General features: G+C 73.8%; 15 protein-coding genes and 1 pseudogene. 14 read left to right on the plus strand and 2 right to left on the minus strand.

The genetic code is table 11. The features are described 5' to 3' along the window. Positions 1–49: 49 nt before the first annotated feature. Positions 50–1,822, minus strand: a complete 1,773-nt coding sequence (locus ACSUPT_RS19290) for a chitinase (RefSeq protein WP_436945088.1) — start codon at positions 1,820–1,822, stop codon at positions 50–52. Between the two features lie 286 nt (positions 1,823–2,108). Between ACSUPT_RS19290 and ACSUPT_RS19295 the strand changes: the two genes are divergently transcribed. The 14 genes and pseudogenes from ACSUPT_RS19295 (at position 2,109) to ACSUPT_RS19360 (ending at position 14,848) form a co-directional block, all read left to right on the plus strand. Continuing rightward, positions 2,109–3,011, plus strand: a complete 903-nt coding sequence (locus ACSUPT_RS19295; protein ID WP_351968424.1) for a hypothetical protein — start codon at positions 2,109–2,111, stop codon at positions 3,009–3,011. A gap of 73 nt (positions 3,012–3,084) precedes the next feature. Further along, positions 3,085–3,816, plus strand: coding sequence for a Flp pilus assembly protein CpaB (cpaB, locus tag ACSUPT_RS19300; protein WP_361663565.1), 732 nt, complete (start codon positions 3,085–3,087; stop codon positions 3,814–3,816). Between the two features lie 7 nt (positions 3,817–3,823). Next, a complete protein-coding gene (locus ACSUPT_RS19305) occupies positions 3,824–5,053 on the plus strand; it encodes an AAA family ATPase (protein WP_351968426.1) in 1,230 nt (409 codons plus the stop codon). Positions 5,054–5,073: 20 nt separating this feature from the next. Beyond that, entirely contained in the window at positions 5,074–5,469 is a 396-nt protein-coding gene (locus tag ACSUPT_RS19310) for a TadE/TadG family type IV pilus assembly protein (protein WP_351968427.1), read from the plus strand. Then, positions 5,466–6,089, plus strand: a complete 624-nt coding sequence (locus ACSUPT_RS19315; protein ID WP_436945089.1) for a TadE/TadG family type IV pilus assembly protein — start codon at positions 5,466–5,468, stop codon at positions 6,087–6,089. The genes ACSUPT_RS19310 and ACSUPT_RS19315 overlap by 4 nt, the downstream gene beginning before the upstream one ends. Further along, on the plus strand, positions 6,086–7,432 hold the full coding sequence (locus ACSUPT_RS19320) for a CpaF family protein (protein WP_361663572.1): 1,347 nt from the start codon (positions 6,086–6,088) through the stop codon (positions 7,430–7,432). The genes ACSUPT_RS19315 and ACSUPT_RS19320 overlap by 4 nt, the downstream gene beginning before the upstream one ends. 46 nt (positions 7,433–7,478) lie before the next feature. Further along, positions 7,479–8,417, plus strand: coding sequence for a type II secretion system F family protein (locus tag ACSUPT_RS19325; RefSeq protein WP_436945090.1), 939 nt, complete (start codon positions 7,479–7,481; stop codon positions 8,415–8,417). A 16-nt stretch (positions 8,418–8,433) separates the two neighbouring features. Further along, on the plus strand, positions 8,434–9,321 hold the full coding sequence (locus ACSUPT_RS19330) for a DUF5936 domain-containing protein (RefSeq protein ID WP_436945092.1): 888 nt from the start codon (positions 8,434–8,436) through the stop codon (positions 9,319–9,321). A gap of 411 nt (positions 9,322–9,732) precedes the next feature. Further along, positions 9,733–9,969 (plus strand): hypothetical protein, encoded by a 237-nt coding sequence (locus ACSUPT_RS19335; protein WP_404144404.1) that lies wholly within the window; start codon positions 9,733–9,735, stop codon positions 9,967–9,969. Further along, positions 9,966–10,619, plus strand: coding sequence for a pilus assembly protein TadG-related protein (locus ACSUPT_RS19340; protein WP_404144685.1), 654 nt, complete (start codon positions 9,966–9,968; stop codon positions 10,617–10,619). The genes ACSUPT_RS19335 and ACSUPT_RS19340 overlap by 4 nt, the downstream gene beginning before the upstream one ends. Before the next feature lie 20 nt (positions 10,620–10,639). Beyond that, on the plus strand, positions 10,640–11,254 hold the full coding sequence (locus tag ACSUPT_RS19345; protein WP_404144406.1) for a hypothetical protein: 615 nt from the start codon (positions 10,640–10,642) through the stop codon (positions 11,252–11,254). Further along, positions 11,254–11,885: pseudogene (locus ACSUPT_RS19350) on the plus strand (OmpA family protein). Before ACSUPT_RS19345 ends, ACSUPT_RS19350 begins: the two are co-directional and overlap by 1 nt. Before the next feature lie 318 nt (positions 11,886–12,203). After that, positions 12,204–13,418 (plus strand): GDSL-type esterase/lipase family protein, encoded by a 1,215-nt coding sequence (locus ACSUPT_RS19355; RefSeq protein WP_436945094.1) that lies wholly within the window; start codon positions 12,204–12,206, stop codon positions 13,416–13,418. Positions 13,419–13,462: 44 nt separating this feature from the next. Continuing rightward, positions 13,463–14,848 (plus strand): hypothetical protein, encoded by a 1,386-nt coding sequence (locus tag ACSUPT_RS19360; protein WP_436945095.1) that lies wholly within the window; start codon positions 13,463–13,465, stop codon positions 14,846–14,848. Here the strand turns inward: ACSUPT_RS19360 and ACSUPT_RS19365 are convergent. Beyond that, positions 14,820–15,155, minus strand: a complete 336-nt coding sequence (locus ACSUPT_RS19365) for a DUF192 domain-containing protein (protein ID WP_404144412.1) — start codon at positions 15,153–15,155, stop codon at positions 14,820–14,822. The two genes, ACSUPT_RS19360 and ACSUPT_RS19365, sit on opposite strands and share 29 nt — an antisense overlap. Positions 15,156–15,386 lie beyond the last annotated feature (231 nt).

The raw sequence follows: 15,386 nt of genomic DNA on the forward strand, positions 1-15,386 counted from the left end.
CGGCGAGGGCGCCGCGCCCCCCGGCGCGGCGCCCCCGGTCCCGTACCGCCTACGGCAGGTTGTGGACGTGCGGGCCGACGGCGTTGGACCAGGCGTTGCCGGCCGTCGCGTCCCAGTTGGTGGACCAGGTCATCGCGCCGCGCAGCGAGGGCCAGGTCTTGGACGGCTTGAACGAGCCGCAGCCGGTGCCGCGGGTCAGGCAGTCCAGGGCGTTCTTCACCACGGACGGGTCGACGTAGCCGCTGCCCGCGCCGCGCGGCGACGCCGGGACGCCGAGGCCGACCTGCGACGGGTCGAGGCCGCCCTCCAGCTGGATGCAGGCGAGCGCGGTGAGGAAGTCCACCGAGCCCTGCGAGTAGACCTTGCCGTCGCAGCCCAGCATGGAACCGCTGTTGTAGTACTGCATGTTGACGATCGTCAGGATGTCCTTCACGGCGAGCGCCAGCTTGAAGTACTCGGTGTTCGTGTTCTGCATGTCGATGGTCTGCGGCGCCATCGTCAGGACCATCCCCGGCCCCGCCTTCGCCGACAGCTGGCGCAGCGCCTTCGTGAGGTACGTGGCGTTGATGCCGTGCTCCAGGTCGATGTCGACGCCGCTGAAGCCGTACTCCTGCATCAACCCGTAGGCGCTGTTCGCGAACGCCGTGGCGGAGGCGTCGCTGTTGATGACGACGTTGCCCTTCTCACCGCCGACCGACAGGACGACCGACTTGCCCGCGGCCTTCTTCGCGGCGATGTCCGCCTTGAAGTCGGCGACCGAGGCGTAGCCGACGGCCGGGTCGAGGTTGAAGGTGATCTGGCCGGGCGTGGCCGTGGAGTCCGCGAACGACACGGCGATGATGTCGTACTGGTCCTGCACCTCGCGCAGCTTCTGCACCTTGGCGCCGTTGTCGAAGTTCTGCCAGTAGCCGGTCAGCGCGTGCTTCGGCACGGACGGGTTCGGGTTGGTCCCGCCGGGCGCGGTGCGGGCGGTGACCGCCGTGGAGCGGGCCGACTCGCCCGCCGCGTTGTACGCGGTGACCTGGAAGGCGTACGACGTGGCGGCGGCCAGGCCCGTCACGGTCGCCGACGTGCCGGAGACCGACTGGACGCGGGTCCCGTCCCGGTACACGTGGTAGCCGGTCGCGCCGCTCACCGGGCTCCAGGTGAGCGCCACGGACGACGAGGTCACCGTCCCGGCCGCCAGCCCGGCCGGGGGCGCGGGCACGACCGGGTCGGGGTCGCCGCTCCCGCCGCCGTCCGGCCCGAAGACCGACACGTCGTCCACGTGGTAGGCGGCCTGGCCGTACCAGCCGTGCGTGTAGACCGTCACCGAGGTGGTGTTCGGGCCGGTGGTGAAGCTGGTGGTCAGCTGCTGCCAGGCGGAGGAGCCGGGCGACCAGGTGGACACGTCGGTCGTGCCGGTGCCGGTCGCGCCCAGGTAGGCGTACCCGCCCTGCGTCCACGCGCTCAGCTTGTACGTGGAGTCGGGCCGGACCTTCACGGTCTGGGAGCAGCGGGCGTTGTCCAGGCCGGCGGGGGTGGCCTTCAGGGCGGCGGCGCCGGTGCGGACCGGCGAGGCGACGGCGGCGCCGCTTCCGCCGGAGCAGGTCCAGTCGGCGAGGCCGGACTCGAACCCGGCGTTCCGGGCGACGTTGCGGTCCTCGGCCTGCGCGGTGGCGGCGCCGCCGGCCAGGACGAGCCCGGACGCGACGGCGAGCGCGAGCGCGCCGCCGACGAGCGATCTGGTGCGGTCCACGTGCTTCCTCCGGTGGGGAGTGGGGGTGGAGTGGGGGAGTGGGGATCGGGAGAAGGCGTACGCGTCGGTGGCCACCGCGCCCATGCCCGACCAAGTTGGTCCAGACCAATGCGGTTGTCAAGGTTCCGGACCGGTAACCGGCGTGCGCGGACGGCGAGAAGGGTGAGGCGCGGGTCAACTTCTGCCCCCTTCGCCCCCCTTCGTGACCCACGCGGCGCGCATGATCCACCACGAGGAGTCCGAAAGCGGTTCTCCAGCCCCGTTCCCGCCGATAAAGTGCGGGTCAGGAGCACCCACGGAGCAACAGGTGTCGCAGCCGACCGCGACCCGCCGAGAACAGCCGGTGGCCGGAGCCGAACGGGGAACCAGCGTGCCGACCGCGATTGCCGTCACCAGCGCCGACCTGGTGCTGCCGCCGACCGACCACCACACCCCCGGCGCCGCCGTCCTGCCGCACCCGGACGACCAGCCGCTGGCCGCCGCGCTCGCCGACACCCAGACCCTGCTCGACCAGTACGGGCACCTCGTCGCGCTCTACCCGGCGTCCACACCCGCCGCCCATGTGCGGCGCCTCCACACCGTGCGCGCCCTCCTGGAGAGCGACCGGATAGCCCTGCTGCCGCTGGACCTTCCGCCGCTCGGCGCCGCCGTGCTCGTCCGCCAGCTGCGCCAGCTCTCCGTCTGCGACTTCGGCCCCGGCGTCCTCGCCACCGCCGCCCGGCTCCTCGCCCACTACGTCCACACCGGCGCCGTGCTCAACTCCGTCGCCCGCCTCGACCGCGTCCCCGTCACGCTCAAGGCGCACGCCAAGTCCTGGATGCCCGGCTCCCAGTTCGCCGTCCTCGCCAACCCGCGCCCGGGCCTCGTCCGGCTCGGCTCCCACACCGGCGACCCGTTCCCCGGCCCGGACTTCGCCACCCGCCTGGCCGTCGCGCGCGGCCCCCTCGCCACCGACTGGGTCACCGGCACCCTCGCCCCCGCCTGGCGGGTCCAGGGCGTCGACGAGGTGCCGCTCCCCGCCGCGTCCGCCGCCTGGTGGGGCACCGGCAAGCTCGTCGAGTTCGCCGCGTACCTGCCCGACCTGCCCGTCCTGCACCAGCTGGTGTCGTCCGTGCGGCGGGAGAGGTGCGGCTGGTGCGGCGCCGAACTGCTCGGCGACCGCTGCGGCTTCTGCGCCGCGCCGCTCGCCCCGCCCGCCGTGCCCGAGCCCCGCGCGCCCGGCGGACCCGTCGCCGCCCTGCCCCCGGGCACACCGATGCGGCACGCGTCGTGACGCCCCGCGCCGGACCGCCGCCCGCCCGCACGCGCCCGTCCCCCGCCCGCCACCTCACGAGGTTCTCCCGCCCATGAACGCACGTCAGCGCCGCGGCGTCATCCTGCTCGTCCTGTCCGCCCTGTGCGCCATCGGCGCGTTCGCCGGCGTCGTCGTCATCGTCGGGGACGTCCAGGCGAAGGTCGGACCGGAGGTCACGGCGTACCGCGTCAAGGCGGACGTACCGGCCTACGCCGCCCTCCAGCCGGGCCAGTTCGAGAAGATCACCATGCCGGAGCGGTGGCTGTCGGCCAACGCCGTACGCAGCCTGTCCGCCGTCCACGGCAAGATCGCCGTCTCCGACCTGAAGAAGGGCTCCCTCCTCCAGAAGGACATGATCGCCGACCGGCCCGCCCTCGCGAGCGGCGAGCAGGAGATCGCCATCATGATCGACGCCTCCACCGGCGTCGCCGGGAAGATCACCGCCGGGGCGCGGGTCAACATCTTCGCCACCTTCGACGACGAGGGCCGCGGCAGGAACGCCGTCGCCGAGTCCCGGCTCATCGTCGCCGGAGCCCGCGTCCTCGACGTCGGCAGGCTCACCCCCATCGACCAGGCCCGCGGCGGCAACCAGAGCGGCTCGGGCACCGGCGCCCGCGAGGCCGTGCCGATCACCTTCGCGCTCACCACCGCCGACGCCCAGCGCGTCGCCTACGCCGAGTCGTTCGCCGAGCACGTACGCCTCGCCCTGCTGCCCAAGGACGGCCAGACCGCCCCGAAGCCCGGTGAGTCCCGGTACACGCTCGACGAAGACAAGGACAAGTGAGGGCCCCGTGACCGTACGCGTCCTCGCGGCCGTCGGCGACCCCGACGCGGCCCGCGCCATCACCACCCTCCTCGCCCAGCTCCCCGACGCCGAACAGGCCGCCCCCGCCCCCGCCGGCGACTCCACCACCCTCGTGGACACCCTCGCCCGGGCCGCCGCCGACTCCCTCGACGGGCTGCCCGAGGTCGTCCTCGTCCACGAGCGGATCGGCCCCGTCCCCGCACTCGACCTGATCCGCGAGGTCGCCCTGCGCTTCCCCGCGGTCGGCGTCGTCCTCGCCACCGCCGACACCAGCCCCGGCCTGTACTCGGCCGCCATGGACTCCGGCGCCCGCGGACTGGTCGGCCTCCCCCTCTCGTACGAGGAACTCGCCCAGCGCGTTCAGTCCGCCGCCGCGTGGGCCGCCGGCGTCCGCCGCCACCTCGGCCAGTCCGGCGGCGCCCCCGCCGGACCCGGCGGCACCGTCGTCACCGTCAGCGGCGCCAAGGGCGGCGTCGGCACCACCGTCACCGCCGTACAGCTCGCCCTCGCCGCCCGCGCCTCCGGACGCAGCGTCGCCCTCGCCGACCTCGACCTGCAGTCCGGCGACGTCGCCTCCTGCCTGGACGTGCAGTTCCGCCGCTCCGCCGCGGACCTCGCCGCCATCCAGGACATCACGCCCCGCGTCCTGCAGGACGCCCTCTACACCCACCCGACCGGGCTGGCCCTGCTCCTCGCACCCGCCGACGGGGAGCGCGGCGAAGAGGTCACCGACCGGTCCGCCCGCCAGATCATCAGCGCCCTGCGCCACGCCTATGAGGTCGTCGTCGTGGACTGCGGCACGAAGATGGACTCCGCGAACGCCGCGGCCGTCGAGATGGCCGACACCGCGCTCCTCGTCGTCACCCCCGACGTCGTCGCCGTCCGCGCCGCCAAGCGCATGGTCCGCCTCTGGGAGCGGCTGCAGATCCGCAAGGGCGAGGACACCACCACCGTCGTCAACCGCCACACCCGCCATACGGAGATCCAGCCCGCCCTCGTCGAGAAGATCACCGGCACCCGCGTCGCCCGCACCGCCGTCCCCGCCGCGTTCAAGGAGCTCCAGCCCTCCCTCGACGCGGGCCGGATGCACGAACTGGAGGCCAAGTCGACCGTGAAGCAGGCCCTGTGGGCGCTCGCCGGCGAACTGGGCCTGGTGAAGGCACCGGAGTCGGCGGGCGACCGGACGGGCAGGCTGCTGAAGGCACGCAGGAAGTAGCGGAGAGGGGAGGGGCGGCCATGGGACGCGTCGCACGGCCCGCCGCGCCACACGGCGCGGCCGGCCACCGGTACGGCGACCGGGGCCAGGTGGCGGTGGAGTTCACCGGCATGGTCCCGCTGGTCCTCGGCGTGCTGCTGGTGCTGTGGCAGGCGGCGCTCATCGGCTACACGTACTCCCTCGCGGGCAACGCCGCGGACGAGGCGGCCCGCGCGGGCGCGGTCGGCGGCGACTGCGCGGCGGCGGCCGGGTCGACGCTGTCGGGCGCCTGGTCGGCGAGTACGTCCTGCGGGGGCGCGGGCGACCTGTTCACCGCGGACGTCAGCATCCGGGTCCCGGCGCTGTTCCCGGGCGCGAACCTGCCCTTCACCGTCCGCGCCCACGCCGCGGCGGCCGACGAACGGGAGCCCCGATGACCCCCGCCGCGGCGCCCGGCCCCCGCGGGCGGCAGCCCCGGCCGCCGGGCGGCCCGCCGGGCGGGCGGGGGCCCGCGCACCCCGTGGGCGACCGGCCGGCCGCCGCGACGGGCGAGGAGCGCCCGGCCGCCGGCCACCGGCATCCGGCGACGGGGCGGGACGGGCATACGGCGCCCGCGTCGCATACGGCGCCCGCGTCGCATACGGCGCCCGCGGCCCACCCGCGCGGAGGCCGGGGCCCGCGTCGGGACGGGGCGGGCGCGGGGCGGGACCGGGGGCAGGCCGCCATCGAGTTCGCGGGCTGGATCGGCTTCCTGCTGATCGCCGCCCTCGCCGCGATCCAGCTCGGCATCGTCGCCTACGCCGCCCAGCAGGCCGGCACGGCGGCTCGCGCCGCCGCCCGTGTCGCCTCCCAGGGCGGCGACGGCGAGGCCGCCGGGCTCGGCGCCATGAGCGGCTGGCTCGCCGACGGCGCCACCGTCAGCGCCCCGCCCGGCGACGAGGAGGTCATCGCGACCGTCACCGTCAGCGTCCCGACCGTCCTGCCGCTCCTCAGCTTCGACCCGGTCACCCGCACCACCACCATGCCCGTCACGACCAGCGAGGGAGGGACCTCATGAGCCTGCGGGCCCGCGTCACCAGCTCCGAACCGGCCGGCGGGAGGGACGGTGAGGAGGACCACCTCGTCGCCGTCTACCGCGCCAAGCTCCTGGAGGAGATCGACCTCGCGGAGATGTCCGCGCTCCCGGCCGCCGACCGGCGCGTACGCCTGGAGCGGGTCCTCGGCCACATCATCAGCCGCGAGGGCCCCGTCCTCTCCTCCACCGAGCGCTCCCACCTGATCCGCCGCGTCGTCGACGAGGCGCTCGGCCTGGGCATCCTCGAACCGCTCCTGGAGGACGCCTCCATCAGCGAGATCATGGTCAACGGACCCGACCAGGTGTACGTCGAGCGGCACGGCCGCCTCGAACGGCTGCCCATGCGCTTCTCGTCCGCCGAGCAGCTGATGCAGACCATCGAGCGGATCGTCTCCACCGTCAACCGCCGCGTCGACGAGTCCAATCCGATGGTGGACGCCCGCCTGCCCTCCGGCGAGCGCGTCAACGTCATCATCCCGCCGCTCTCCCTCAGCGGCCCCGTCCTCACCATCCGCCGCTTCCCGCGCGCCTTCACGCTCCACGAGATGGTCGCCCTCGGCTCGCTGGACGAGCACATGGTGATGCTGCTGTCCGGGCTGGTCCGCGCCAAGTTCAACGTGATCGTGTCCGGCGCCACCGGCACCGGCAAGACCACCCTCCTCAACGCCCTGTCCGGCCTCATCCCCGACGGCGAACGCATCGTCACCATCGAGGACTCCGCCGAACTGCGCCTCCAGCAGTCCCACGTCATCACCCTGGAGGCCCGCCCCGCCAACGTGGAGGGCAAGGGCCGCATCACCATCCGCGACCTCGTCCGCAACTCCCTGCGCATGCGCCCCGACCGCATCATCGTCGGCGAGGTCCGCGGCGGCGAGACCCTCGACATGCTCCAGGCCATGTCCACCGGCCACGACGGATCCCTCGCCACCGTCCACGCCAACAGCGCCGAGGACGCCCTGATGCGCCTCCAGACCCTCGCCTCCATGTCCGAGGTGGAAGTGCCCTTCGCGGCCATCAAGGACCAGATCAACAGCGCCGTCGACGTGATCGTCCAGCTCACCCGGCACGCCGACGGCGCCCGCAGGATCACCGAGATCGCCATCGTGGACTCCCACGGCCGCGAGGAGTACCGCATCGCCACCGTCTGCCGCTTCGACGCCCAGCCGATGACCGCGGACGGCCGAGTGCACGGCCGGTTCACCCACCACCCGCTGCCCCGCCGCGTCGCCGAACGCCTCCACCTGTACAACGAGCCGACCCCCGCCGCGTTCGGCGTCGCCCACAGCGACGCCCAGCTCGCCCTGCGCGGCACCACCGCCGCGTAACGCCCCCCGCACCCCTCCGGACCGGAATCGACGGACAGACGACACGATGGACAACCTCCCGCTCCTGACGCTCGGCGTCACCCTCCTGGCCGGCTTCCTCGCCGTCCTGGGCGTGCACGCCTACGCCGCGGGCAGGGCGCAGCAGAAGGCGCTCGTGGCACGGATGACCCAGACGGGACCCGTCCCCCTCGCCGGGCGCGGCCGCCGGTTCCCCGCACTCGACCGCAGGCTGCGCCGCACCCGGTACGGCCGCCGCGTCGAGCGGAAACTGGCCGTCACCGGCCTGGACCTCACCCCCGCCGAGTACACCGTGTACGCCCTCGGGGGCCTGCTCGCCCTGTACGCCGCGGCCGCCGCCGTGTTCGCGCCGTTCTTCGGGGTCCTCGCCGTCCTCGCCGGGGTGTGGGGCGCCGACGCGTTCCTCAACTGGCAGCGGCAGCGCCGTACCGAGGCGTTCATCAACCAGCTGCCCGAGCTGACCCGCGTCCTCGCCAACGCCACACAGGCCGGACTCGCCCTGCGCACCGCCATCTCCATGGCCGCCGACGAACTCGACGACCCCGCGGGCGAGGAGCTCCGCAAGGTCGCCGACCAGCTCGCCGTCGGCCGCACCCTGGACGACGCGCTCGGCGACCTCGCCGAACGGCTTCCCTCCCGCGAACTGGTCGTCCTCGTCACCACCCTCGTCCTGTCCAACCGGGCCGGCGGCCAGGTCGTCGGCTCGCTGCGCAACCTCACCGGCACCCTCGACGAGCGCAAGGAGACCCGCCGCGAGGTGACCACCCTGCTCTCCCAGGTGAAGGTCACCGCGTTCGCCCTGCCGCTCCTCGGCCTCGGCTTCCTCCTCATGATCAACGGCATGAACCCGGGGGCGCTGGACAAGATGACCGGCTCGTTCGCCGGCCAGGCCGGATCACTCATCGCGTTCGCCCTGTACACGGCCGGTTTCGTGATGATCCGCCGGCTCTCCCGGGTCCGGGTCTGAAGGGGCGGGGGACACCATGGTTCTGCTGTTGGCCGCCCTGACCGGTCTCGCCGTGTACGGCGTCTTCCACGGCGTACGCCTCTACCGCGCCGAGGCGCAGCTCCCCGGCGACCTCGCCGTCGCCCTGGAGGTCGGCGCCACCCGCACCACCGCCGTCGGCTCCGGCGTCGACCGGCTCGGCATGCGCTGGGCGCCGGCCGTGCTGCGCCTGATGGGCCCCCGGCGCGTCGACGCCCTGCGCCGCCGCCTCGACATGGCGGGCAACCCGGGCGGCCTCACCGTCGACCGGTACGCCGCCCGGCGGGCCGTGTACGGCGCCCTCGGCGTGGCCGCCGCGCTGGCGATGCTGCTGCGCGGCCAGCCGGTCGTCGCGGTCGTCGTCCTCGCGTACGGCCTGACGTGGACGGACGTCCTGCTGCGCCTCGCCATCCGGCGCCGCAGGGACGACATCGAACGCACCCTCCCGGACTTCCTGGACGTCCTCGCCGTCGTCGTCTCCGCCGGGCTGGGCTTCCGGCAGGCGCTGGAGCGCGTCGCGGAGAGGTACTCCGGCCCGTGGGCCGACGAACTGCGCATCACCCTGCGCCAGATGGACATGGGCGTCAGCCGCCGCGAGGCCTTCGACCAGCTGCGCCGGCGCAACGCCTCGGAGCAGGTGTCGATGTTCGTCACCGCGCTCCAGCAGGGCGAGGAACTGGGTGCGCCGATCGTGGACACGCTCATCCAGATCGCCAACGACATGCGCCGCACCGACGCCCAGAACGCCCGCCGCGCCGCCGCGAAGGCCGTCCCGAAGACGACCCTCGTCGTGACGCTGGTGATGCTGCCCGCGACGATGATCCTGATCGCGCTGAGCTTCTACTACGGCTCCGGCGTCGACCTGGCCGACCTGCTGGGCGGGTAGCGGTGAACACCGGGACACGCGCGCGGCAGCCGTCTGCAACCGCATACGCCCGGGGCCCGTCCCCCGCTGCGGACACCCCGTCAGATCCCTTGCGCGCCCGAGGGAATCCGCGCGTACCCGACTCGGCCGAATGTGCGGAAGAGGCTTCGCTTCCGCAAGCGGATGTGGGACATTCGTTGCCGAGTCAACGGCGGACCAAGGGAACGACGGGGGGCGCGACAGCCATGGCCGACCACGGATTCGGACCCCAGTTGCCGATTCCCGCCCATGAACGCCCCTTGAGGCCCATCATGAAGGGGGCTCACCCTGAGTACGGCCACGCACCGACCCGCGTGACCGCCGGGGCACCCCCCGCACCACACGCACCCGGCGCCGAAGACCCGTACCATCCCGATCCCGGAGGGGACCGCCATGTCGAACCTCGCACTGAAGGCCCTGACTCAGGCCAAGGTGTACGTGGGCACCTGGGCGAACACCACGACCACCGCCCTGAAACGCCACGGCGACCGCGGGCAGGGGGCGGTGGAGTATGTGGGGGTGATCATTCTGGTGGGGGTGATCATCGTGGCGTTGGTGGGGTCGGGGATCGGCGACACCATCGCCAACGGACTGCGGGCCCAGGTGGCCAAGGTGATCGGTGGCGGCTGACCGGCCCCGAACGCGGCAGAGGTGACCGAGGGCAGGCGTCCCCCCTGTACATCTTCATGGTGGTGAGCCTGCTCTTTCTCGCGCTCGCGTTCTTCGCGGTCGGCCAGGCGGGCGCCACGCGCAACGGAGCGCAGTCGGCGGCCGACGCCGCTGCCCTGGCGGCGGCCAAGGAGTCCAGGGACCGGTTCTCGCTGGACGGACTCGATCCCACCGGCTGGGGCGACCTCTTCGACGGGGTGCTCACGGGCGAGGACGGCTGCGGGGCGAGCCACGCGTACGCCGCGCGCAACGGGGCCAGCGTCACCGGCTGCTCGTCGCTCGGCGACGGCCGGTGGGGTTTCCAGGTGACCGTCCGTTCGACCAAGCCCGTCGGGGACACCATCCTGCCCGGAACGGAGAGTGAGCACGCGACGGCGACGGCGACGGCGGTGGTCGTGCCCCGATGCTCCTTCGAAGCCGCGGAGGAACCGTCCGCAGAGGAACCGGCCACCGATGAACCGCCGGCTGACGACCCCGCCACCGACGAGCCCTCTGACGAGGAGAAGCCGTCCCCCGGGTCCTTGGACTGCGAGGGCACGCAGGTGGATCTCGATCCCGAAGACCTCCCGGACATGTCCGACCTCTTCGAGGTACGACTGGCCGAGGACTGACCGCGAAGGAACGCTGAGAAATGGCATTCAAGGCTAGGCGATGCGGCGCGACAGCGCGCGGTGCGGCCACGGGCGTGACGGCCGCTGTGCTCGTGGCGGTGCTGTCCGCTTGTGGGAGTGACGGCGGCAATGATGCCGCGACGCAGTCGCCCCAGAACGCGGGCAACGCCTCGTCCGCACCCGGCGAGCAGAACAAGCCGACGGGCGGTGCGGCCGACCCTTCTACGCCGGACACGAGCAAGACGCTGGCCACCCTTGACGGCGGCGACGGCTTCCAGTTCGTCGTCCACAGCGCAGTACGCGATCCGGGGGGCTTCCTCACCGTTTCCGCCACTCTCAAGAACACGTCGTCTCAGATGCTCCTCACCAAGTCGCAGTGGAGCGGCAATGAGGTCAACGTGAAGCGGACCGGCCTTTCTTTCGCCGGGATCACCCTCGTGGACAAGACCGAGAAGAAGCGCTACTACGTCCTCCGCGACACGGAGGGATACCCGCTGACGACGACAGGCGTGACGAGCCTCGAAGCCGGCAAGTCGGTCGCCGTCTTCGCCCAGTTCCCGGCGCCGCCCGCGAACGTCACCCAGGTCGACATCCAAGTGCCGCTCATGCCCACCGCGACCATCGAGATCTCGTGATGCGAGCGCCCACCCGACGTCCCGTCACCAGCCTCCTCGGCGCGCTGGTCCTGCTCACCGGTGTCCACCTCACCGCGCCCTCCGCCGCGCGGGCCGATGAGACGCCCGGGGCGGTGCCGCCGGGCAGTGAGGTGTCCGCGCCGGTGCCCGAGATCGACCCGAACGCGCCGGGCCTGAAGATGCGCGAGGGCGCCACGCTCGCCGCCGCCAAGGTGTTGCCGATCGTCTCCATCGTGGAGTCGAGGGCGGTGAGGAGCGCCGCGAGGAGACCAGCACCAATCTGAAGTTCGCGCTCCAGGCCGAGGTGCTGTTCGGTAAGGACAGCGCGAAGCTGACGCCCGAGGCGAACTCCCGCATCGCGGCCATCGCCGAGGAGATCAAGAAGCAGAACGCCACGAAGATCCGGGTGTTCGGCTTCACCGACAACCTCGGGTCCGCCGCGCACGGCGACGTGCTGTCCAAGCAGCGCGCCGACGCCGTGCACGGGGTGCTCTCGCCGCTGCTGGCCGGGCAGAACATCACGTACGAGATCCGCGGCTACGGCGAGCAGTACCCGATCGCGGACAACAGCACGGAGGAGGGCCGCCGCAAGAACCGCCGCGTCGAGGTCTCCTTCCCGACAGGCCCCTAGGCGACGGTCACGCGCGACCCGACGAAACGGCGGGCCGGGGGAGTGGTGAGGCCCCCGTGCCCGCCGTCGTCGTTCCAGCGGCCCCGCATCGACCGCGCTCAGCCACGCCCGCGCTCGGCCGAATATCGATGCGCCCCGTTGCGCAATTCGCCCCGTTCGTGACCGAAAAGAGACCCGACGCTACCTAGCGGTAATAACTCGGCGCGTGCGAAATTCCCGCATGCCACCGGCCGGCGGCCCCACCCTCACCCATGCGCCACAGCGCCATGGGGCGCGCCCCGCGCGTCCCGTCGGCGTGGCCGAACGATGGAGTTCGCCGTGCCCGGATTCCGCTCCGCCCCCCACCGCAGACCCCCCGCGTCCCGCACCGCCTTCCGCACCGCCGGCCGTGCCCGTCGTCTCCTGGGTGGTGCCCTCGCCCTGCTGCTCGGCGCCGCGGCCACCACCGCCACGTCCACCGCGTACGCCGCCGAGGCCGCCGATCCGCTCCCGACCGCCGTGGTCTCCATGGGCGACAGCTATATCTCCGGCGAGGCCGGCCGATGGCGCGGCAACAGCCTCAACGACGCCGGCTCCCGCGACGGCACCGACCGGGCGTGGACCGGCACCACATACGACCCCGCCCGGGTGTATGGCGCCACCGCCGCCAACGGTTGCCATCGCTCCGACTCCGCCGAGGTCAACGGCGCGGCCGGCACCGCTGACGCCCTGTTCAACCTCGCCTGCTCCGGTGCCACCACCCGCAACGTCCTGCGCGCGGCCAGCGGAGGCGTCGCCTTCAAGGGCGAGGCGCCGCAGGCCGACCAGCTCGCCGGCATCGCCGCCCGCCACGACGTGGAGGTGATCGTCCTCTCCGTCGGCGGCAACGACCTCGGTTTCGCGTCGATCATCGAGAAGTGCGCCAAGGACTACATCGTCTGGTACTCGTACTGCCACGACGACCAGCAGGTCCTGGTCGACTCCCGGATCGACGCCGTCATGGCCGACGTGGCCAGGACCGTCGACGACGTCCGCGCCGTGATGTCCGCCGCCGGGCAGGCGCCCTCCTCGTACCGCCTCGTCCTCCAGTCGTACCCCTCGCCCCTCCCGCGCGGCCCCGAGAACCGGTACTCCGAGAGCGGCTGGTCCCGGGTGAACACCGGCGGCTGCCCGTTCTGGAACAAGGACTCCGACTGGGCCCGCGACTCCCTCGTCCCGCAGCTCGCGAACCGGCTGCGCGCCGTCGCCACCGCGAAGGGCGCCCAGTTCCTGGATCTGCGCGACATGCTCCAGGGTCGCGAGGTGTGCGCCACCGCCAGCCGCCTGGTCAGCGCCACCCAGCCGGCGTCCGGGACGACCAGCGAGTGGGCGCGCTGGATCGACAGCGACAGCACCCAGGGCCCCGTCCAGGAGTCCATGCACCCCAACCACTACGGGCAGCTCGGCCAGAGCCGCTGCCTCGGCCTCCTCCTCGCCAAGCCGACCGGGCACCACGGCTGCCGCAACACCCCCGGCTCCGGCCCGACCGGGATGTACCTCACACCGCTGTCCTGACCGATTCGGACCGGCGCCGTCCGGGCGGCGGACATAATCGGCCGATGCCCTTGGACCGAACGGACCGGATGGACGGGACGGACCGGATGGACGGGACGGACCGGATGGACGGGACGGACCGCATGGACGGGACGGACCGCATGGAGCGACCGGCCCCACCCGCCCCGGCGGCCGCTCCCAACGAAGCCGTCATCCCGGCCGCCCGCCGCCCCGCGGACGCCCGCCCGGACGAAGCCGCGATCCCGGCCGCCCGCCGCCCCGCGGACGCCCGCCCGGACGACGCCGCCGCCCCGGACGCCCGTCCGGGCGGCGTCCGACCGGTCGCGCGCCTCGTCCGGTCGGGCGCCGCCCAGGCGCTGCTCGGGTACGCGGCCACCCGCCTCCTCGGCCTCGCCGTGCTCCTGGGGGCCGCCGCGGCGGGCGGCGAGGACGCGTGGCACCGGCTGACGGGCCGCTGGGACGCCGTCTGGTACGCCCGGATCGCCGAGCGCGGGTACGGCCACGAGGTCACCCTCCCCGACGGCGCCGTCCACTCCGACCTGGCGTTCTTCCCGCTGTTCCCCGCCCTGGAGCGGGCCCTGTCCGCCGTGCTGCCCATCGGCGCCGCCCCCGCCGGGCTGGCCGTCTCCTGGATCGCGTCGCTCGCCGCCGCCTGGGGCATCCACGCGGTCGGCGCGCACCTCGCGGGGCGGCGCGCCGGAATCGCCCTGGCCGTGCTGTGGGGCGTGTACCCGACGGCGTTCGTGCAGTCCATGGCGTACACGGAGACCCTGTTCACCGCCTTCGCCGCCTGGTCGCTGTACGCCGTGCTGCGCGGCCGGTGGGTCCTCGCCGGTTCCCTCGCGGTGCTGGCCGGGCTCACCCGGCCGTCCGCCGTCGCCCTGATCGCCGCGCTCGGCGTCACCGCGCTCGCCACCGCCGTCCGCGACCGCCGCGTCACGCCCGGCCTGGTCACCGGGGTGCTGCTCGCGCCGCTGGGCTGGCTGTCGTACGTCGTGTACGTCGCCGTCCGCACCGGCAGCCCCACCGCGTACTTCGACGTCCAGGCCGGCTGGGGGAACAGCATCGACGGGGGCGTCGCCCTCGCCCGGTTCGTCGCGGGCCACCTCACCGGGCCGCAGCCGCTCGCCGGGGCGGGCCTGCTGGCGGCGTTCGCGGTGCTCGGCTGGGCGGTGTGGCTGTGCGTACGGCAGCGGCAGCCGCTCCCGGTCCTCGTCTACACGCTCGCCGTCGTCGCGGTGTCCCTGGTCGGCGCCGCGTACTTCGGCTCCCGGCCGCGCCTGATCATGCCCGCGTTCCCGCTGCTGCTGCCCGCGGCCGTGGCCCTGCTGAGGCTGCGCGTCCGGTACGCCGCGACCGTCCTCGCCGTCCTGGCGTCGGCGTCCGCCGCGTACGGGGCGTTCACGCTGCTCGGCCCGGGCCCCCCGTGACCGGCGCGTCCACCACCAGCCGGACCCCGCGCCGGATGCCCCACCGCTCCATCGCCCCGGCCCCGGCCTCCAGCACATGGCGGGCCCGCGGCCGGGGGAGCCCCAGCCGTCCGGGCCGCATCCCCGGCACGACGGCGAGGACCCGCAGGTCGCGGTCGAGGTAGGCCACGTCGATCGCGAACCGCATCCGGAAGGTGTGGACGCTCGCGCACGGCGTCAGCAGCATCGCCCCGTCGATCCCGTCCCGCCCCAGCAGCCCGCGCGCCCGCGCACGGTACGAGGCCGCGATCTCCACCGGAACGGCCACCCCGCCACCCCCGGCCCCCGGCACCCCGCCACCCCCGACCCCCGGCACCCCGCCACCCCCGGCCCCGGCCGAACCCCCGGCCCCGGCCCCGGGCGCACCCGCGGCCCCCTGCACACCGCTCCCGTCCTCCACCCGCAGCACGCCCGTCCCGTTCCGCCATCCCATACCGGCACGGTAGGCCCACCGACCGCCCCGCCGCCGGGGTTCCGGCGGATGCCCGTACGCCCGTGC

It is taken from the genome of Streptomyces sp. SudanB25_2051, assembly GCF_964272635.1.
Lineage (GTDB): Bacteria > Actinomycetota > Actinomycetes > Streptomycetales > Streptomycetaceae > Streptomyces.